The sequence below is a fragment of the Actinomadura atramentaria DSM 43919 genome (genome assembly GCF_000381885.1).
GTDB classification, from domain to species: Bacteria; Actinomycetota; Actinomycetes; order Streptosporangiales; family Streptosporangiaceae; genus Spirillospora; species Spirillospora atramentaria.
Window position 1 is genome coordinate 240,560 of record NZ_KB907215.1, and the last position, 18,339, is coordinate 258,898.

Sequence of the window (18,339 nt, forward strand, 5' to 3'; positions counted from 1 at the left end):
TTGAGTCTGCTTCGTCAGCGGCGCCTCCGGGGCGGGTTGCGGACGGGTGTCCGCGGCCGGGGTGCGCCGTCACAAAGGACGCTAAGCAGGCGAAGTGACCAGACCCCCCGATCCAGATGAACGGGACATGAACGGAAACCGCGAGGCCGCCGAAGAATGCCCCGCCGTCCCGTGACCGCCAGATGAACGCCCAGCTCAGACCGCCACGAACCCCCCGATTTCCCTACGTTCCAGACACTCAGGGGACACACCTGCGGCCCGCTCCGGCCTCCGGCGGGCCGGGCGGCTCGGCGGGATCGCGGAGGCGACCGACCGGTCTCGTCAGGGGGTTCCGTACATGACATCCACGGCGTGGCGGGTGAAGCCGAGGGATTCGTAGAGGCGGACGGCGGCGGCGTTGGACTCGTCCACGTACAGCAGGACGGACGGGACGCCGCGGTCGCGCAGGTGGTGCAGGCCGACGAGGGTCAGGGCGCGGCCGAGGCCGAGGCCCTGCGCGGACGGGTCGACGCCGACGACGTAGACCTCGCCGAGGCCGTCCGGGTGGATCTTCGTCCAGTGGAAGCCGACGAGGTCGCCGTCTCGTTCCGCGAGGAAGAACCCGGCGGGGTCGAACCAGTCCTCGGCCTCGCGGTCGGCGAGGTCGCCGGCGGTCCATGAGCCCTGCTCGGGGTGGTGGGCGAACGCGCGGGCGTTGACGCCGAGCCAGGCTTCCTCGTCCCTGCCCGGTTGGAACGTGCGTACGGTCACGCCCTCGGCGAGGCTCGGCGTCGGCGGCGCGTCGGCGGCGGGGCGGCGCATCTGGAACAGCGCGCGGACGCGTTCCATCCCGGCGGCTTCGGCGAGCGCGGCGGCGGCCGGAAGGTCGCCGTGCGCCCAGACGCGCAGCGGGCCGCCCGCGTCGGCGCGAACCGCGTCCAGCAGCGCGCGGCCGTGGCCGCGGCGGCGGTGCGCCGGGTGGACGACGAGTTCGGCGGACGCGTCCTCGCCGTCCGCGGCCGGGTCGAGATGCGCGTAACCGACGACCGCGCCGTCCTCCAGGACGACACGGCCCGGCCGCCCGCCCCGAAGCGCGATCATCGCGTGCTCCGAGAGCGGCCCGACCCCGTCCACAGCGGCCGCGATGCCCGCCAGCGCCAGCGCGTCGTCGGTCTCGTCCGCCCGCAGCCCCCGAACCTCAGCCATGATCGCCACCCTACGCCCGCCCTTCCGTCCCGAACCGCCCCAGCCCACCCCACGCATCCCGAACCCGCCCAACCACCCCAGCCCACCCCGCAGCATCCCCCGCACCGCCCCGGACCACCCGGCCCCCCGCCGCCCCCCGCCGCCTCGCCCCGCGCCGGACCGCGCCGGACCGCGCCGGACCGCGCCGGACCGCGCCGTACGTCCGAGGCTGGACCACGCTACGCGGTCCGGGCCGCGCTGGACCGGGCCGCGCTGGACCGGGCTGCGCCACCGGGCCGGGCCGGGCCGGACGTGCCGCACGTCCGGGGCCGGGCCGCGCCACGCGGGCCGTGCCGCGCGGTCCGGACGGTCGGCGGCCATGCGGCGTGGTGATGGCGGGGCGCCCCTGCGCCGCGCCGGGCTGCAGGGCACTGGAATGCCCCGGGCCGCATCGCGCCGCCCTGGCCGGGTCGCGGCGTGCCGGGCTTGGCGGGCCGCGCTAGACCGCGCCGCACTGCGCCGCGCCGCGCCGACCGAACCGCGACAAGCCGAACCGCGCCGAACCGACCCGCGCAGTGCCGGATTGAGCGGCGCCGGACCGGACCGACCGCGACAAGCCGCGCCGGACCGTACAGGACCACACCAAGCCGGACAGTGCCGGACTGGACCGGATCGCCGGGCCGGACTGGGGGGCCTGACTGGGCGGAGCCGGACCGCCCGCGTCGCGCCGGGCCGGGTCAAGCTGCGGTGGGTCAGGTCGGGAGGTGTCGGATGGCCCCCGTCCAGCGCCGAGCCGCTGCGCAGATCCCGGACTGGGTTTGTTGGATCGAGCCGCGAGTCGCGGAGGGGCGGTGGCCGTTTCGGGCGACGAGGCGGGGCGGCGGTCAGGGGTTTTGCGGCGTTTCGAAGCCGCCAGGTGCGCTGCTGGCGGGGGCTATTGAAGCGGGATGTCGATCTCGCGTTCGGTCTGCGGGCGGGGACCGTGGATGCGTCTGTCTGCTTCTTCGATGGCGACGTCGTTAATGCTCGCCTCACGGCGTCGCATCAGGCCGTGCTCGTCGAACTCCCAGAGTTCGTTGCCATAGCTCCGCCACCATTGCCCGTCCGCGTCGTGCCACTCGTACTGGAAGCGGACGGCGATCCGGTCGTCATCGAACGCCCAGAGGCTCTTGCGCAGTGCGTAGTCCAGTTCGCGTGCCCACTTGCGGATCAGGAAGGCGATGATCTCGTCCCGGCCGCTGATGAACGTGTCCCGGTTCCGCCACTGGGAGTCCGGCGTGTAGGCCGATGCGACGCGGTGCGGGTCGCGGGTGTTCCACGCGTCCTCAGCGGCTTGGACCTTCTGCTGGGCGGTTTCGCGCGTGAATGGTGGGACGGGCGGACGATCTTCGGGCACAGCTCCCCCTAGGTTGAGAACGATCGTTCTCGATGTGAGACGACTAAGGTAGAGAACGCCCGTTCTCAACGTCAAGGAGCTTCGGATGCCCGCGCCGATCACCGAGGAGCAGACACGGCTCGACCGCGCAGCGTTGCTGGACGCGGCAGAAGGGCTGTTCTACGAGCGGGGAATCCAGGCGGTCGGCATGGACGAGGTCCGGGCGGCGTCGGGCCTGCCGCTCAAGCGGATCTACCGGCTCTACGCCGCCAAGGACGATCTGGTGGTGGCCGTGCTCAGACGCCGGGACGAGCGCTGGCGGGGAAACCTGGCGACCTACGTGGAGCAGGCGCAGGACCCCCGCGAACGAGTCCTGCGGGTCTTCGAGTGGCTGGCCGACTGGTTCGCCGAGCCGGGCTTCCGCGGCTGCGCGTGGATAAACGCGCACGGAGAACTCAGCCCGTCGTCCCCGGCGGTGCTGGCCGAAGTCCGCTCCCACAAGCAGGCGTTCCACGACCAGATCACCGAATGGGTCCGCGCCACCGGCGCGCGCCAGGCCGAGCCGATCTTCCTGCTCGCCGAAGGTGCGATCGTGACGGCCGGCATCACCGCCGACCCGGCCCCGGCCCACCACGCCCGCACAGCCGCCGCAGCCCTGCTCAACGCGGGGCGCTACCCCCGCCGGGAGCACCGCCACGGCCCCGGCCGGGCCTGCCCCGGCCACTTCGGCACGCCTTGAGAACAACCGGGTTCCGCAGGGGCGCACGAAGCGCCGGTCACGGATTCCAGGGGGCCGGGAAGGCTACACACGGGCATGGGACGGAACATGGCCTCATCCGTAGAAGCGACGGCTACCCGGTTGAGCTTTGCCGCTCGCCGTAGCTGAGGTGCTGTCCTTCCTTGGTGACCTCGATGCGCAGTTCGTCGTGGGACTCGGTCGCGCGCTGCTCAGCCTGCGGGACTCCGTGGCCACGCAGGGGCATGAAGTACGCGTTGCCCTGCACTCGGCCGCGAGCGACGTTCGCGGACACGGTGAAGACGAGCAGCGCGTCCACGTGCCCCTCGCCGGTATAGGGGGTCACGATGAGGCCGCCTTCGGCGCACTGCTCCACCCACGCGAACGGGAGGCGCCGGACCGCCGCCGTGGAAATGACGCGGTCGAACGGCGCGTGGTCGAGCGCGCCGTGCTCTCCATCACCGGCGACGACGAGGACGTTCCCGTATCCCGCATTCCGCAGGTTCGCGCGCGCCTGGGCGGCGATGTCGCCGTCCATCTCCACCGAGACGACGTCGGCGCCGAGCGCGGCGAGGCGGGCCGCGTTCCAGCCGGTCCCGGTCCCGATCTCCAGGACCCTCATGCCCGGCTCCAAGCGCAACGCCGCGATCATTCGCGCCATCACGGTCGGCGCCGACGAGGACGACGACGGCCAGATACCGTCCTTGAGCTGTGTGACCACGGCATCGTCCGCCACGACGACCTGATTCCACACGGCCGGGTCGTCCCGCCGCGACACGCGCCGCCACGTCCCATCCGTCAGGAGCCAGATGTCATCCGGGATGAAAACACGGCGATCAACAGCGGGAAGCGCAGGAAAAATCACCGGACCCGCAGTCATTTCACGCCGCATGACCGATTACAGGACATCGAAACCATCTTTGCGGATGCGCTCAACGATAGTCGCGAAGGCGGCGCGGTCCAGCTTTATCATGCCCATTACCGGGGACTTCGAGTCACGGATCGCAATCATGTCGGAAGTTCTCGCGAGTTCAACACATGCGCCATTCTGAGTCGTGTAACTCGCCTTCCGCCAATGCACCGTCTCACGATTATCGAGCACGACAAACCCTCCGTGATCTGAAGCCCAAACGGTCGACCCCATAGATGACGCTGGACTCGGGTGCCATCGCCGAACAAGCGAACCACGGTTACGAGTCGAGACCTACCCGGCGAGGGCTTTCAGCAACGCCGCCGAACACGCTCGCGCGCACCGCGACGACCTGCGCTACGACTCGTGGTGGCCGTCGCGGATGCGGGCGGCCAAGTCTGCCATCGCACCACGACCGAATACGAGGACCGGGCCGTCCGGATCACGCGAATCACGGACACCCACGCCGGACACGAGGTCGGCTATTTCAACGCACTCGCCAGTGTTGCTGGAGTAACTGGACTTCCGCCAAACGTGATGGAGCCGCTGGTCCGGCATCTTGGTATGCCTCTCGGTCATCGACGGCCGAAGTGCCGCCATCACAGGTCTAGGTTGCCCGTGCGGACGTCCTTCACGACAGCCGCGAAGGCGGCGCGGTCGAGCTTGATCACGCCAGTCTCAGGAGCCTTGGAGTCACGGATTCCGACAGCGCCCGCGATATCTGCCATCTCGACGCACGCGGTCTTTTGAAGTGAGCGAGTGGCCTTCCGCCAGTTCGTGGCCTTGCGACCATCGGGCACGCCAACACCTCCGCGATCTGGAGACCAGCCGTTGGCCTCGCGAAGAGCACCGGGGGTGGATGGCGCTCAGCCCGAGCGCCATCCCCGATCCAGCACATCACGACCCACGGCCAAGAGTCGAGACGCCCCAGCGGATACCTTCAGTAGCGCGCATGGACGCGCCCGCGAGCGCTGGGACGGCCTGCGCTACAGCTCGTGGATGCCGTCGCGGATGCGGCCCGCGAGGTCGGCCACCGCGGCGCGGCCGAACAACAGCACCGGGCCATCCGGGTCCCGCGAATCACGAACACCGACACCCGATCCGAAGTCGGCCAACTCGACGCACGACCCCCTTGGCGTCGACCTGCTGCTCTTACGCCATTGCACCCGAACATACTGCTGCTTCGGCACGTTCGCTCCCGTAAGGTAACCGTTCGCGTACAGATTGCTCGTTCTCTAACGTGGCCGAAGCGACGGGCTGACGCTAGCGCGTGGATCTACTGCTGGACTGGAGGTGCTAGAACACTCGCGAAACCGCTACAGCTCGTGGAGGCCAGCGCGGATGCGGGCCGCGAGGTCGGTCACCGCACCGCGACCGAACACCAGCACCGGCCCAGCCGGGTTCTTCGAGTCGCGGAAGCCGATCTCACCAGCGAGCGCCGCGAGTTCCACGCAAGCACCGCCCTGGTTTGACCTACTACTTTTGCGCCACTGCGCCCGTACGTACTGCGACTCCGACATGTTCACTCCCTGGGCATCCGTTCGACTACGGCTTGCTGGTTCTTTGATGCGACCGAAACGTCGAGTCGGATACTAACGCGGGGGTCGGGAGTCGAGATTGAGGGTGCTAGAACACTCACGAAACCGCTACAAGTCGTGAAAGCCGTTGCGGATATGGACCGCGAGGTCAGCCATAGCACTGCGAACGAAGATCAGCACTGGACCATCTGGGTCCTGTGAATCACGAACGCCCACGCCCGACACGAGGTCGGCCAGCTCAACACAAGAGCCGGTCTCGTTCGACCTTGTTGCTTTCCGCCACTCGTGACTACGGTGCTGCGGATGGCGCATGTCTTGCATCTCCTAGTGCCCTAGAGTCGCTCCGCCGCAGCGGAGATCGCCGCCATGCTATCGCTCGGATCGAGCGCGACACCTTGCAGGTGCTGGAACCCGACCTTAAAGCGGGCGACGTCTTCGGGTTCCTCAACCATCAGTTCACCAGCGAGGTTCTCGGTGTACGCAGCATCCGGGTCCATCGGCTCCGGAAACTCCAGGATCGCGAACGCCCCCGACATCCCGGGGTGCGATCCCTTCGCGAACGGCACGACCTGGATGGTCACTTTGGGCATCTCGGACGCTACCTGGAGCACGTGTCGAAGCTGGTCGCGCAGTACGTCACGCCCTCCGATCTGCCGGTGGAGCGCGGCTTCATCGACGATGGCCCAGAGCCGGAGCGGATCATCGCCGTTGAGGAGCTTCTGGCGTTCGACGCGGATCGCGGCGCGCTTCTCGATCACATCCTCCGGCAGCTCCGCAGGCCCGTTCGTCATGACCGCGCGGGCGTAGTCGATCGTCTGAAGCAGGCCGTGGAACATCAGAGGCTCGAAGGTCAGCACGGTGGCGGCCTCGGCCTCCAACCCGATCAGCGTCGTGTAGTCCTCGCTGAGCATGTTCCGGTACTCGTGCCACCATCCTTTCTCTCGACCACGTCGCGCCAGTTCGAGCAGGTACTCACGCTGCTGGGGTGTCGCGCCGTAGAGGTCGCAGAGATCCCGCACGTTCTGCGGGTTCGGGCGGGTCCACTCGCCGCGCTCCATCTTCGTCAGTCGTCCGCCCGACCAGTTGAGGCGCTTTGTCGCTTCGGCGCTGGTCAAGCCTGCCTGGGCGCGCATAGCCCGCAGCTCGGCCGACAAGCGGCGTCGCCGAAGCGTGGGGCTATTACGTCGCCCTGCCATGAGTTGTCTCCTCCGCTCACGTTGAGTCAGCGATCTAGCTTGCCACCTCTGCCGCGACCCTGCGATGCGGTCATATCGACATGATTCAGTCGCGTTGAAACTATCGTCTTGAAAATTTCCTCTACGGCTCTCATGCTTGGGGGCATACCGAGGTCCCGGCCGGGTTGGTCGTGTGGTTGCGGTGACGCCTGCGGGCTCGCCGTGGCGTGCGCGGGCGCGGCCGGGGCGTCCAGCAGCCAAGGAGCAACCATGTGCGAAGCGCTCTCCGGCCTCCGGGCCGTCTGGCCCGGCTGGTCCTTCTGGTCCAGCCGACACGGCGCGCTGATCTGCGCCACCCGCCGCCGCTACCTCACCGACCACGACTCCCGGCGCGGCCTGGCCGCCACGCTCGTCGCCAACGGCCCGGACGACCTGCGCGCCCAGCTCGAAGCGCAGGAGTCCATCGAGCTGACGGACCGCGAACCGCGTCCGAACCCGGCGCGGCGCGTCCCCGCCTGACCGCTCCGTACGTCCGGGCCGTCCGCCGACCCGCCTCGCGTCCGGTCGTCGCGCTCGGCCGCGAGAGGCCAGCCCGTCCAGCCGCTCGACCGACCCGGCCGATCCTCACCGGGCCTGGCCAGGCGCGCCCTAGTTCAACTCCACCGTCCCGGCCAGCCGACCTTGCTTAGCCAGCCAGCCACGACTTCAGCCTGGCCTGTCTAGGGACGTCTGATCCTGTCCCGACCCGGCTAGCACTGACCATCCGCCCGCCCTGTCTTACCCGCCCCACCGATCGCCGGACTCGCGCGGCTCACCCGGCCCGCGCGGCTCCGGCCCCGCACCGTCCGTCCGATCGCGGACGCCGACGAAGCCGTCCGCCGCCCCGAGACGAGGAACCCCGACCATGTCCGCCTGTCCGCAGAAACAGTCCTGGAAGCCGCCGCTCCCCGCCGCACCGATGCAGATTCCAACGGCCGGGCGCGGCCCGGTCCCCTACATCGCCGCGTGGTCGTCGGAAACCACACCCCCGTACCGGCTCGTCGTCCGGGGGAACCGCATCGCCTACGCCGACGAGAATCCCCTCGACCGGGACCGCGACGGCGTCCTGTGGGTCCGGACGGGGAACAGTCCGGGCCGGGGTCGGCCCGAGTTCGGGCGCGTCCACCACCTGCGGCAGCGGCGCGCCATGCGACGCCTCCTGTGCCAGGTGTGCGCGATGCCCTGCGGCACCGACGACGGCGGGCCGCTGTGGCTGCTGAACGACACCGAGTACACCGAGAACCCGTGGCCCGCGCCGATCGTCACCGCGCACCCGCCGATCTGCGTCCCGTGCGCCCGGCGGGCGGTGCGCTCGTGCCCGCACCTGCGGCCCGGCCACGTCGCCCTGCGCGCGGAGCGGTTCGCGCTCGCCGGGGTCCACGGCATCCTGCACACGCCGGACGGGCGGGGCAGGCTGGCCGTCGAGGCGGCGTCGGTCGGGTACGGCGATCGCCGGCTGCCGTGGGTGCGCGCCGCGCAGCTCCTCGTACGGCTGGACGAGTACACGCTCGTCCCCGTCGTGTGACGGACCGGCGGGCCGCGCCGGGCGAACCCGCCGAGTTAACGAGACGGCGGGCCGCCCGGAGGCGGCCCGCCGGATCAAGCACCGAAGAGGTGGACCAACCAATAGACGACAGCCGCGACGAGGGCGGCGGCGGGCATCGTCAGGACCCACGCGACGAGGATGTTGCCCGCGACGCCCCAGCGGACGGCGGACAGCCGCTTGGTCGCCCCCGAACCCATGATCGCGGCCGTGACGGTGTGCGTCGTGGAGATTGGAGCGTGCCAGAGGTACGCGGCCGAGTACAGGATCAGCGAAGAGGTCGCTTCAGCGGCGAACGCCTTCGGCGGATCGAGCTCGATCACCTTGCGGCCCAGCGTCCGCATGATGCGCCAGCCGCCCGCGTACGTCCCGAGCGACAGCGCGCCCGCGCACGCGACGATGACCCACAGCGGCACCGACTGCCCGTCCGAATGTCCCGTGACGACCAGCGCCAGCACAATGATGCCCATCGTCTTCTGCGCGTCCTGCAACCCGTGCCCGAGCGCCATCGACGACGCCGACACCGTCTGCGCGATGCGGAACCGCCGCACGACACGGCTCGGGTTCGCCCGCCGGAAGATCCACAGGATCGCCACCATCACCCCGTACGCGACGAGGAACCCGATGACGGGCGACACCACCATCGGCACCGCGACCTTGTCGACCACGGTGCTCCACCGCACCGACGAGGACGACGCGAGCCCCGCCCCGACGACCCCGCCGATCAGCGCGTGCGACGACGACGACGGCAGCCCGAAGTACCAGGTGATGAGGTTCCAACTGATCGCGCCGAGCACTCCGGCCGCGACGACCGTCAGCCCGTGGAGCCCGCTCGGCGGCGTGATGACGTCGCTGATCGTCTTGGCGACCTCGACGCCGAGCAGCGCGCCCACCATGTTCATCACGGCGGCCATGCCGAGCGCGACCTTGGGCCGCAGCGCCCGCGTCGACACCGATGTCGCGATGGCGTTCGCGGCGTCGTGGAACCCGTTGGTGTAGTCGAAGACGAGCGCGACGACCACGACCAGGACGAGCACCGCCGCCTGCGCGTCCGAGCGGAGCCCGAGCGCGCCGAGCGCCATCACCAGCAGCACGCCGACCGGCAGCAGCAGCCAGAAGCGACGCGGCCCCCGCCGGGCCTGCTCGGCGAGCGACGGCTCCGGCGGGGCGGGCGGTCCGGGCGGATCGGCCACCGAGCCCGGCGACTTCCCGGCGCTCACGATTCCTTGACCGCGATGGTCTCGACGGTGTTGGCGACGTGCTCGAAGGCGTCGGCCGCGTCCTCCAGCCGGTCGATGACCTCCTTGAGCTTCAGGACGGTCAGCGTGTCGTACTCACCGCTGAACAGGTGCGCCAGCAGCTTGCGGTACACCTGGTCGCCCTGGTTCTCCAGGCGGTTGATCTCGATCCAGTACTCGTTCAGCTCCTTCATGGAGCGCAGCCGGGGCATCGCCTCGGCGGTCAGCTCGGCGGCGCGCTCCAGGACCTCCACCATGTGGACGATCCCCTTGGGGAACTCCTCGATCTTGTAGAGGACGACCAGGTCGGCGGCCTCCTCCATCTCGTCCATGACGTCGTCGATGGACGAGGCGAGCTGGTAGATGTCCTCGCGGTCGAACGGCGTGATGAACGTTTCGTTCAGCCGCCGCATGATCGCGTGGGTCGCCTCGTCGCCCGCGTGCTCGCAGGCGCGCATCTTCTCGGCGATCGCCGCACGATCGGCGCCGTCGCTGATGAGCTCCACGAGCAGCCTGGCGCCGGTGACCAGGTTGTTCGCCGAGTCGGCGAACATGTCGTAGAAGCTGTCCTCACGCGGCGTGAGACGCAAGCGCACGTCGTTCTCCTGAAGTGCCGGAACAGTCCGCAGAGGATCGTAGGCGCTACCGGCCGTAAAAAGAACCTTTGCCCTGGCTTCGACCGGTGTCCACCGACCTCTCCACCTACAAGACTGCCCTAGATCACTCCGGGCACACCCCGGCGGCTCCCCCCGGTGCGCGCGAGCCGCGCCGAAACGCCGTCGCGCCGACGAGTCCGCGCGAGCACAGGTGAGATTGGTTACACCCCGTCCGGCGGTGGGCGCGGGACGTGCGGGACGCGCGTGGCGGACCGGTCCTCGCGGGCGTTCGCGGCACCCGGCGGCGGGGCCGCGGATCGGGGGATTTCGGCCGCATCCGGCCGCCGTTCCGGTGGGACCGGGACCGGCCGCGCCGCCGGGCGGCGCGGGCCGCCGCGGCGCGGGACGGGTCAGCGCGCGACGACCGCGCCCTCCTCGACGACGCCGAGCACGGAGTCGATCTCGGCGAGGGTCAGCGGACCCTCGGCCTCGGCGACCGCGCTGAGCATCTCGGCGTACAGCTCGATCTCGTCGAGGGCGACGCGGTCGTGGACGCGCAGATCGAGGTTCTGCCGGTGCATCGCGTCCACCTCCTGGTCGGCCCCGCCGTCGCGCGGGGCGCTGGGTGGCGCGCCCGCCGCCCGGGGCGCTCCTGAACGTCAGGCTACGCGCCGGTCCGCGCCGCGCACATGGCCCATGAGTGCCATTCCCGGGCGGGCGGCGGCATGGTCCGGACGGGCCACCGTCAACCAGTCAAATCGGACGTCAACCACGTTGGTGGAAGTCCCCCAGCATCCGCTCCAGCGGCGTCGCGGGCAGGTCGGACGCCGTCAGCCGCGCTACCGTCGCCGCGTTCACGTCCGCGCCCGCGAGCCGGGCCGCCTGCCGCGCGACGGTCTGCTCGAACAGCGTCCGGACCGTCCGCGCGTAGGCGAACGCCGGATCGCCGCGCATCGCCTCGAAGCGGTTGAGCAGCTCGGCGCGCAGCTCCTCGTCCAGGACGTACAGGTCGCGTTCGGCGTACTGCTGGAAGAGCAGGACCAGGTCGCGGTCGCCCATGCCGGTGAACTCCAGCCGCCGCGCGAACTCGCCGCGGAAGACCGGGTTCCCGGCGAGGAAACCGTCCATCTCGGCGGACGGGCCTGTGCAGACGAGCATGAACCGGTCGCCGCGGGCCGCGAGGACGGCGCGCAGCTCGTCCACGACGGCGGGCGCGCGGTCCAGCCGGTCCGCCTCCTGCACCACCAGGACGCCGCCGAGCGCCTGGTCGGCCATCGCGGCGACGCGCGCCTCGGTGTCCGCGCGGTCGCGGCCCGCCAGGTGGACGGGGCGGCACGCGACGACGTGCCCGGACTCCAGCAGCCCGAACGCCGCGTAGATGCCGCCGAGCAGGCCCGCGACGGTCGTCTTGCCCGTGCCGGGCGCGCCGGTGAACAGCAGGTGCAGCGGCTCGCCGCCGCCGACGCCGTGCCGACGCCGCCCGGCCGCCGTCTCCGCGCGCTCCACCAGGTCGCGGACGGTCTCCTTGACGTCCTCCAAGCCGGTCAGCGCGTCCAGCCGCGACAGGTAGCCGTCGATGTCGCCGGGCGGGCGCAGCGCCGGCTCGATGCTCTCCGCGACGCCCGCGAGATCCTGCGCGGACAGCACCAGGCGGTCCCGGGACGCGCCCGCGCGCTCCAGATGGCGGCGGCACGCCTGGTCCAGGTACGCCTCGACGAGCCGCGCGTTGACCAGGTCGCCGGGGCCGCGCAGCCGCTCCAGGTCGGCGCGGGCCGCCTCCAGGGCGTCCGGGCCGACCGTGACGCGGCGCTCGTCGGCGAGCAGGTTGAGCAGCGTCATCCGGGGATCGACGCCGGTGAAGTCCGGCAGGCGGTAGACGCGGAACGCCTCGGCCAGCCGGGGATGGTCGCGGCGCAGCCGCTGGTAGGCGCGCGGGTCGCAGGTCGCGACGAGCGGGACGGCGTTCGTCGGATCGCGCCGCGCGCGGCGCACCGCGGCGGCGGCCGCCACCGGGTCCGCCGAACCGGTCACCGCCGCGTCGAACCGCTCGAACAGCACCGCCGGGCCGTCGCCCGACACCAGCGCGGCGAGGCGGTCGGGCGGCGCGTCCCGGACGTCCTCGGCCTCGTGGGCGCGCAGCGCGCCGTCGCCGTGGCCCGCGTCGGCCATCGTCAGCGCGACGAGCCGCGCCAGCCGCCGCTGCCCCGTGTGCGGCGCCCCGACGAGCAGGACGCTCGGCACGCCGGACCGCACGCCCGGCCGCCCGTCCACGCGGGTGCCCGCGCCGTCGTCGCCCGCCAGCGCGTTCCACGCCTCGACCTGCTCGCGGACCTCGCCGAGCAGGACGGCCGCGTCCTCCGGGCCCGACATGAACACGATGCCGTAACGCTCCACGACGCGGCGCTCGCTGCGGTCGCGCGGGGGCGGGATCTCCGCGACGGGCGTCTCCGGGGCGGGAGTGTCGTCCAGGAAATCGAAGCTGCCCATCATCGTCTCGGACATGATCCGCGTGCCGGGCGGGGGTTCGCGGGTCGTCGGCGGGGCGGGCTCGACGCCCGCCTCGTCGGGGGCCCCGCCGGACAGGACGCGGGTGCGCGGCGGGCCGGACGGGCCGGGGCGCGGCGGGACGGGCGCGCCGCGCGGGGGGCCGTCCACGCGGGTGCCGTCGGCGTCGAACGGCTCGTCGGGCGCGGTGTCGTCTTCCGTGCCGGGCGCGGGCTGCTGGAGGTACTGCGGGGGCGCGGACGGGCCGCCGGGTTGGTCGCCGAGTTGGTCGGGCTGGCCGGGCTGGCCCTGCTGCGCGCCAGGCTGATAGCCGGGCTGCCGGCCCTGTTGACCGGGCAGCCCGCCTGGCTGCCGGCCCTGCTGCACGCCGGGCTGGTGACCGGGCTGACCGGACGGTCCGCCGGGCTGGCCCGGCTGCCCGCCGGGCTGCTGGCCGGACGGCATGCCGGACTGATGGCTGTGCTGCTGGCCGGGCTGCGCGCCGGGCTGGCCGGGCTGGCCGAAGCCGAGCGCCGTGTACGGCGGCGCGATGTCGCCCTCGGGCTCGGGTTCCGGCTGCGGCCCCGCCGCGACGGGCGGCCGGTCGGGCGCGGCACCGCCGGACCGCCCGAAGCCGAGCGCGGTGTAAGGCGGCGCGAACCCGCCGTCCCCGGCCTCGCGCGTCGCCTCCGCGCCGGGCGCGTTCGCGTCGGATGCCCCGGCCCCGGGCGCGCCCGGCCCGCGACCAGGCGATCCATGACCGGGCGCACCGGAACCAGGCGTCCCCTGGCCAAGTCCTCCAACCCCCGGCCCGACCTGACCAGGCCCGCCGTAACCGGGCGCGCCAACGCCAGGCGCGTCCGCACCCGGAACGCCCGCCCCAGGCACCCCGTAGCCAGGCGCAGCGCCAGGCCCGTCCGCACCGGCCACGCCATAACCCGGCGCGACGCCAGACCCATCCTGACCAGGCACGCCATAACCCGGCGCAGCGCCAAGCCCATCCTGACCAGGCACCCCGGCCCCAGGCACCCCGTAACCGGGCGCCCCAGCCCCGTCCTGGCCGGGCGCCCCGGCCCCCGGCGCGCCGTACCCGGCCCACCCGGGCGCGTCACCCGGCGCGGGCATGCCGAACTCCGCCCGTCCCGGCTCGGCGGCCGGCCCCGGCGGCACCGCGCCCGGCGGCGGCACGAGCCCCGGCTGCTGGTTCCCCGCCACGGGCGGCTGCACGAACGGGCGGCCCGGCTGGTCCGGAACGGCCGGGGGCGGCGGCGTCCCCGGCGCGAACCCCGGCCGCGACTGCGCGCTCTGCGGCTGCTGCGGCGGCTTCGGCGGCGCGGGCGGCGTGATGGTCGTGGACCGCGCGGTGGCGCGCGCCCGGTCCCGGCCGACGATGCCCGCGATGATCGCCGTAGGGACGGGGAAGCCGCGCGGCCGCGCGGGCATCCCGGCCGCGCGGCACCACGCGAGGTCCATCGCGTAGACGGCGGCGAGCAGCGCCTCCTCGGCGGCCTGCCCGCCGCGCCGCACCGAGGACGCGAGCGGCTCGGCGAGGCGCATGTCGTCCGGCCACAGCCGCCGCAGCGGATGGCCGGGTCCGGCCAGCACCGCCTCGACGGTGTAGCGCAGTTCGGCGTCGAGCCACTGGGCCGTCTCGGTGACGACGTTCGCGCGGACGACCGACAGGTCCGCCGCCAGCAGCGCCGCCGCGACGAGCCGGGGCTCGACGAACTCGGGCGCGGCCGGGTCGCCCGTGTGGTCGGCCAGCGCCTCGGCCGTCGAGTAGAACTCGTGCCGGAACGCGTCGCCGGGCGACATCTCGCCGCGCAGCGACGCGACGGCGCGCCACGGGCAGCGCGTCATCCACTGCTGCGCGACGGCCGCGTCGCCGTACGGGAGCGCGCCGTAGTCGACGGTCGGGCTGCCGAGCGTCGGCGCGAGGATCTCCAGCAGCGCGTCGGCGCGCAGCCGGAGCCGCGGGTCCTCGCGCAGCGCGTTCGCGACCGCCCACATCGTCCGCAGCACGACGATGGCCGCCTCGACGCGGCTCGCGCGCAGCCGCTCGGTGTACGGGCGGACGAGCGTTTCCAGCGTCGGCGGCGTCAGCCAGCGCGGCCCGTCCACCTTCGGCAGCGGCCGGGAGCGGTACGGGCCCCACAGGTCCAGCATCTCGGCGTCGCGGCGCGCGTCGAAGACGGGCGTGACGCAGCAGAACAGCAGCACGTCCCACGCGGCGACGACCGTCGAGGGCACGTGCCGCGCGAACTCCGGGCGGGCGTGCGGGTAGTCGGCGGCGGGCAGCGCCGCCGCGGCCTCGACCGTCGCGCGGACGCGGTCGGTCAGCGCGGGCGCGAACCCGGTGCCGAGGAACGGCCGCGGCGCGGGCGGCGGCGTCTCGAACCCGCCGTTGGCCGGGACGACGTGCGGCGGCAGCGGCGGGAACACCGCGCCGACCTCGCTCGCGGGCCGCGCGGCCGCCCGCGTCGCCGGGTTGAGCGGCGGCGGGCACAGGAACCACTGCCGCCCGCCCGGGTTCATCCGGTACCAGCGCGCCCACGCGCCGAACACCCAGCCGGTGCCCTCGGGCAGGACGAGGACGCGCCCCGCGATCAGCTGCTGGCGCTGCTGCAGGGGCGCCGTCGGCCACCACGGCGCGGCGACCAGCGCGCGCGTGTCGGCCTCGGCCGCCGCGAACGCGTCGCCCCCCGCACGGGGGCTGGGCGGCGGAGCACTGCCATAGCCCGGTCCCCACACCACCCGGTCATCGTAGCCAGAGCGCCGGACTCGCCCCTTTTCGTCAGCTCCAGACGGCGCGCGCGTGCCGTTCGGCCTTCTCCATGTAGACCTTCGGCGTGTACTCCAGGACGAGCCGGTCGTCGTCGGTCAGCTCGCGGACGACCTTGCCGGGCGCGCCCGCGACGAGCACGCCGGACGGGAAGCTCTTGCCGGGCGTCACGAGCGCGCCCGCCGCGACGAGCGTGTGCGCGCCGATCCGCGCGCCGTTCAGCACGACCGCGCCGATCCCGATCAGCGCGCCCGTCTCGATGTGCGCGCCGTGGACCATCGCCTTGTGGCCCAGGCTGACGCGGTCCTCCAGGACGGCCGGGAAGCCGGGGTCGGCGTGCAGGCAGCTCAGGTCCTGGATGTTGACCTCGTCGCCGACGACGACCTCCGCGTCCTCGGCGCGCAGCACCGAGCCGTACCAGACGCTGGACCGCCGGCCCAGCCGAACCTTCCCGACGACCACCGCGTTCGGGGCGATCCACGCCCCGGGGTGGATGTCGGGCGCGTCGTCGTCGAGAGAACCCACGTAGCCGCTCATGGACGCGATCGTAGGACCCGCCGCGCCGCGCCCCCACGCCGGGACGGCACGCGAGATCTACGGAAATTCGCTAGTTTGCGGACACGTCCCGGATGAAGAAACGGCAGCAAGAACGGTGTTCCGGTTGCGCGAATAGGGGTGGACCGGACAAGGTCGAGGGTGCCGTTCTCTCAATCGTGTCCGCCCCGCAGGGGCGGCGTGGATCGCGGGCGGGGCGGCGAGGACCGCAACCGAACCCTGGCGGGGTGATCCCCCCGCCGACGACCCCCAAGGCATCATGAGCAACGAAGCGGAAATCCTGCCGAACCTCCAGCGCGAGGAGAACTTCGAGATCGTCATGCGCGGCTACAACCGCCGCCATGTCGACGAGTACATCGCCCGTTGCCAGAGCAAGCTCCGCGAGCAGGAGGTCCGGCTGGCGCGGGCGCTCAGCGAGAACGAGGCCATCCGCCGCGAGATGGCCGAGGTCCGCGAGGCCCGCAAGCCGACCGGCGACGACCTCAGCGACCGCCTCAAGCAGATCATCAACCTCGCCGAGGACGAGGCCCAGGACAAGGTCGCGCAGGCCAAGGCGCGCGGCGAGCAGATCCGCGACGAGGCCGAGCGCGAGTCGCAGCGCATCGTCGACGAGGCCCGCTCGCACGCCGAGCGCGACCTCGGGCAGGCCCGGGAGAAGGCCGAACAGGTCCTCGCGTCGGCGAAGAAGGAGGCCGACAGCGTCCTGACGTCGGCCAAGCAGGAGGCCGAGCAGACCGTCACCACGGCGCGTCTGGAGGCCGAGCGCACCCTGACGTCGGCGGAGCGGCGCGCCAGCGTCATCAACGAGGGCGCGACGCAGCGGCTGACGCAGCTCACCCGCAACCACACGCAGGCGCTCCAGCGCCTCACCGAGATCAGCGAGACCCTGCACCGGCTGCTGACGGCCGAGAACGAGGCGGGGCCGCTGGAGAAGATGGTCGAGGACGCGGTCAAGCAGCCGATCCCGCGCAAGGCCCCGGCGCAGCCGGCGAACCCGGCGCCCGCGCCGGCCGCCGCCGCGCCGAAGGCCGCCGCGGCCCGGCACGCCGCGCCCGCCCCGGCCGGCGCGGCCGGCGCGCCGCCGCAGGCGATGGGCCGGCCCGACCCGGACGCGACGGTCGCGGACGCGCCCGCCCCGGCCGCCGCGCCCAAGCCCGCGGCCGCCGCCGCAGCCGCCCGGCCCGACGCGGACGCCGAGAGCGTCCAGCACCGGCCCGCCGAACGGCCCGCGGAAAGCGCCTGACGCCTGGGGACGCGGTCCGGCGCGCCTCGCCGGACCGCGTCCCGCGACCGAAGGAGAGACCGCATGGCGTCCCGGCGACGGGGCGGGGGCGACGGGACCGTCCGCCCGATCCGCCTCCTCGGCGACCCGGTGCTGCGCTCCGCGTGCGACCCGGTCCGCGCGTTCGACGCCGCGCTCGGCCGCCTCGTCGACGACATGTTCGCGTCGATGTACGAGGCGGACGGCGCGGGGCTCGCCGCGAACCAGATCGGCGTCGGGCTCCGCGTGTTCGTCTACGACTGCTCGGACGCGCGGGGCCGCCGCCGCGTCGGGCACGTCGTCAACCCCGTCCTCGTCGAGGCGGACGGCGAGACCCTGACCGACGCCGAGGGCTGCCTGTCCGTCCCCGGCCTGCGCTTCCCCACCCCGCGCTTCGCGCGCGCCGTCGTCACGGGCGCCGACCGCACCGGCGCGCCGCTGCGCGTCGAGGGCACGGGCTACTTCGCGCGCTGCCTCCAACACGAATGCGGGCACCTGGACGGCTCCGTCTACATCGACACCCTCTCCGGCGATTCCCGCCGAGAGGCGATGCGCGCCATCCGCATGACCCGCGGCTGAACCCCGCCCGGTCCCGGACTCCTGAGCCCAACCCATCCCGCACCGCGCGACCGACTCGACAGGACTCCCGGCCGTCTCACCGAACTCATGTGAGCAGCGGTACCCACGGCCGACTGCGCGCGACGCGGCATACTCGCCCAGCCCACGAGCGCGACAGGACACACGACTGACGCGACGCGGCGCGCGACTGACTCATTCAGCTCACAAGCGCAGCGGACACGGCTGAATCGGCACGACCCACGAGCGTCTCACCCAGCTCACGGGCGCAGCAGGACACACGATCGACGCCACGCGACCCGCAGCTCACCCATTCAGCTCACAAGCGCAGCGGCACACGCGGCTGAACTCCCGCGACGCGCGGCTG

The 18,339-nt window shown here is 72.7% G+C and carries 20 protein-coding genes; 5 read left to right on the plus strand and 15 right to left on the minus strand.

Features of this window, described 5'->3' with window-relative positions:
* Positions 1–321: 321 nt before the first annotated feature.
* Together mshD and G339_RS0120510 are read right to left on the minus strand one after the other, a co-directional pair.
* Positions 322–1,185, minus strand: coding sequence for a mycothiol synthase (mshD, locus tag G339_RS0120505; protein WP_051107908.1), 864 nt, complete (start codon positions 1,183–1,185; stop codon positions 322–324).
* A 913-nt stretch (positions 1,186–2,098) separates the two neighbouring features.
* Entirely contained in the window at positions 2,099–2,560 is a 462-nt protein-coding gene (locus tag G339_RS0120510; protein WP_019632944.1) for a nuclear transport factor 2 family protein, read from the minus strand.
* Positions 2,561–2,645: 85 nt separating this feature from the next.
* Here G339_RS0120510 and G339_RS34680 point away from each other — a divergent pair, with 85 nt between their 5' ends.
* On the plus strand, positions 2,646–3,278 hold the full coding sequence (locus tag G339_RS34680; RefSeq protein WP_019632945.1) for a TetR/AcrR family transcriptional regulator: 633 nt from the start codon (positions 2,646–2,648) through the stop codon (positions 3,276–3,278).
* A 112-nt stretch (positions 3,279–3,390) separates the two neighbouring features.
* Here the strand turns inward: G339_RS34680 and G339_RS34685 are convergent, their stop codons facing one another.
* From G339_RS34685 to G339_RS0120550, 8 genes are all read right to left on the minus strand, one after another.
* A complete protein-coding gene (locus G339_RS34685) occupies positions 3,391–4,167 on the minus strand; it encodes a protein-L-isoaspartate O-methyltransferase family protein (RefSeq protein WP_084693340.1) in 777 nt (258 codons plus the stop codon).
* A 6-nt stretch (positions 4,168–4,173) separates the two neighbouring features.
* Positions 4,174–4,419, minus strand: a complete 246-nt coding sequence (locus G339_RS38010; RefSeq protein WP_084693341.1) for a DUF397 domain-containing protein — start codon at positions 4,417–4,419, stop codon at positions 4,174–4,176.
* Between the two features lie 123 nt (positions 4,420–4,542).
* Complete coding sequence (locus G339_RS0120530) at positions 4,543–4,785, minus strand: DUF397 domain-containing protein (RefSeq protein ID WP_338028943.1); 243 nt, start codon at positions 4,783–4,785, stop codon at positions 4,543–4,545.
* Positions 4,785–4,985 carry a DUF397 domain-containing protein gene (locus G339_RS38015; protein ID WP_026341626.1) on the minus strand — a complete coding sequence of 67 codons (201 nt, stop codon included), beginning with the start codon at positions 4,983–4,985 and terminating at the stop codon, positions 4,785–4,787. Before G339_RS38015 ends, G339_RS0120530 begins: the two co-directional genes overlap by 1 nt.
* Before the next feature lie 186 nt (positions 4,986–5,171).
* On the minus strand, positions 5,172–5,375 hold the full coding sequence (locus G339_RS0120540; protein ID WP_019632950.1) for a DUF397 domain-containing protein: 204 nt from the start codon (positions 5,373–5,375) through the stop codon (positions 5,172–5,174).
* Between the two features lie 126 nt (positions 5,376–5,501).
* Positions 5,502–5,705 (minus strand): DUF397 domain-containing protein, encoded by a 204-nt coding sequence (locus G339_RS0120545; RefSeq protein ID WP_026341627.1) that lies wholly within the window; start codon positions 5,703–5,705, stop codon positions 5,502–5,504.
* Between the two features lie 126 nt (positions 5,706–5,831).
* On the minus strand, positions 5,832–6,044 hold the full coding sequence (locus G339_RS38020) for a DUF397 domain-containing protein (RefSeq protein WP_338028942.1): 213 nt from the start codon (positions 6,042–6,044) through the stop codon (positions 5,832–5,834).
* An 11-nt stretch (positions 6,045–6,055) separates the two neighbouring features.
* Complete coding sequence (locus tag G339_RS0120550) at positions 6,056–6,919, minus strand: helix-turn-helix domain-containing protein (protein WP_026341628.1); 864 nt, start codon at positions 6,917–6,919, stop codon at positions 6,056–6,058.
* A gap of 249 nt (positions 6,920–7,168) precedes the next feature.
* On the opposite strand from G339_RS0120550, the gene G339_RS0120555 reads away from it, so the two are divergent.
* Positions 7,169–7,417: a hypothetical protein gene (locus tag G339_RS0120555; protein WP_019632953.1), complete on the plus strand. Its 249-nt coding sequence runs from the start codon at positions 7,169–7,171 to the stop codon at positions 7,415–7,417.
* Positions 7,418–7,856: 439 nt separating this feature from the next.
* Positions 7,857–8,462, plus strand: a complete 606-nt coding sequence (locus G339_RS0120560; RefSeq protein WP_205625597.1) for a hypothetical protein — start codon at positions 7,857–7,859, stop codon at positions 8,460–8,462.
* A 74-nt stretch (positions 8,463–8,536) separates the two neighbouring features.
* On the opposite strand, the gene G339_RS0120565 is transcribed toward G339_RS0120560, so the two are convergent.
* From G339_RS0120565 to G339_RS0120585, 5 genes are all read right to left on the minus strand, one after another.
* Positions 8,537–9,700, minus strand: coding sequence for an inorganic phosphate transporter (locus G339_RS0120565; protein ID WP_019632955.1), 1,164 nt, complete (start codon positions 9,698–9,700; stop codon positions 8,537–8,539).
* Positions 9,697–10,314, minus strand: coding sequence for a DUF47 domain-containing protein (locus G339_RS0120570; protein ID WP_026341630.1), 618 nt, complete (start codon positions 10,312–10,314; stop codon positions 9,697–9,699). The genes G339_RS0120565 and G339_RS0120570 overlap by 4 nt, the downstream gene beginning before the upstream one ends.
* A gap of 410 nt (positions 10,315–10,724) precedes the next feature.
* Entirely contained in the window at positions 10,725–10,895 is a 171-nt protein-coding gene (locus tag G339_RS39520) for a hypothetical protein (protein WP_019632957.1), read from the minus strand.
* Between the two features lie 184 nt (positions 10,896–11,079).
* Positions 11,080–15,552 carry a hypothetical protein gene (locus tag G339_RS0120580; RefSeq protein ID WP_026341631.1) on the minus strand — a complete coding sequence of 1,491 codons (4,473 nt, stop codon included), beginning with the start codon at positions 15,550–15,552 and terminating at the stop codon, positions 11,080–11,082.
* Between the two features lie 40 nt (positions 15,553–15,592).
* Entirely contained in the window at positions 15,593–16,117 is a 525-nt protein-coding gene (locus G339_RS0120585; protein ID WP_019632958.1) for a gamma carbonic anhydrase family protein, read from the minus strand.
* Positions 16,118–16,394: 277 nt separating this feature from the next.
* Here G339_RS0120585 and G339_RS0120590 point away from each other — a divergent pair, with 277 nt between their 5' ends.
* Positions 16,395–17,378: a DivIVA domain-containing protein gene (locus tag G339_RS0120590; RefSeq protein WP_019632959.1), complete on the plus strand. Its 984-nt coding sequence runs from the start codon at positions 16,395–16,397 to the stop codon at positions 17,376–17,378.
* 63 nt (positions 17,379–17,441) lie between these two features.
* On the plus strand, positions 17,442–17,975 hold the full coding sequence (gene def, locus G339_RS0120595) for a peptide deformylase (RefSeq protein ID WP_019632960.1): 534 nt from the start codon (positions 17,442–17,444) through the stop codon (positions 17,973–17,975).
* Positions 17,976–18,339 lie beyond the last annotated feature (364 nt).

What these genes read in the sequence shown, in the direction of transcription:
- mshD (WP_051107908.1), bottom strand. Translation starts at nt 1,185, where the DNA reads ATGGCTGAGGTTCGGGGGCTGCGGGCGGACGAGACCGACGACGCGCTG.
- G339_RS34680 (WP_019632945.1), top strand. Translation starts at nt 2,646, where the DNA reads ATGCCCGCGCCGATCACCGAGGAGCAGACACGGCTCGACCGCGCAGCG.
- G339_RS34685 (WP_084693340.1), bottom strand. Translation starts at nt 4,167, where the DNA reads ATGCGGCGTGAAATGACTGCGGGTCCGGTGATTTTTCCTGCGCTTCCC.
- G339_RS38010 (WP_084693341.1), bottom strand. Translation starts at nt 4,419, where the DNA reads ATGGGGTCGACCGTTTGGGCTTCAGATCACGGAGGGTTTGTCGTGCTC.
- G339_RS0120530 (WP_338028943.1), bottom strand. Translation starts at nt 4,785, where the DNA reads ATGGCGGCACTTCGGCCGTCGATGACCGAGAGGCATACCAAGATGCCG.
- G339_RS0120545 (WP_026341627.1), bottom strand. Translation starts at nt 5,705, where the DNA reads ATGTCGGAGTCGCAGTACGTACGGGCGCAGTGGCGCAAAAGTAGTAGG.
- G339_RS38020 (WP_338028942.1), bottom strand. Translation starts at nt 6,044, where the DNA reads ATGCAAGACATGCGCCATCCGCAGCACCGTAGTCACGAGTGGCGGAAA.
- G339_RS0120550 (WP_026341628.1), bottom strand. Translation starts at nt 6,919, where the DNA reads ATGGCAGGGCGACGTAATAGCCCCACGCTTCGGCGACGCCGCTTGTCG.
- G339_RS0120555 (WP_019632953.1), top strand. Translation starts at nt 7,169, where the DNA reads ATGTGCGAAGCGCTCTCCGGCCTCCGGGCCGTCTGGCCCGGCTGGTCC.
- G339_RS0120560 (WP_205625597.1), top strand. Translation starts at nt 7,857, where the DNA reads ATGCAGATTCCAACGGCCGGGCGCGGCCCGGTCCCCTACATCGCCGCG.
- G339_RS39520 (WP_019632957.1), bottom strand. Translation starts at nt 10,895, where the DNA reads ATGCACCGGCAGAACCTCGATCTGCGCGTCCACGACCGCGTCGCCCTC.
- G339_RS0120585 (WP_019632958.1), bottom strand. Translation starts at nt 16,117, where the DNA reads ATGAGCGGCTACGTGGGTTCTCTCGACGACGACGCGCCCGACATCCAC.
- G339_RS0120590 (WP_019632959.1), top strand. Translation starts at nt 16,395, where the DNA reads ATGAGCAACGAAGCGGAAATCCTGCCGAACCTCCAGCGCGAGGAGAAC.
- def (WP_019632960.1), top strand. Translation starts at nt 17,442, where the DNA reads ATGGCGTCCCGGCGACGGGGCGGGGGCGACGGGACCGTCCGCCCGATC.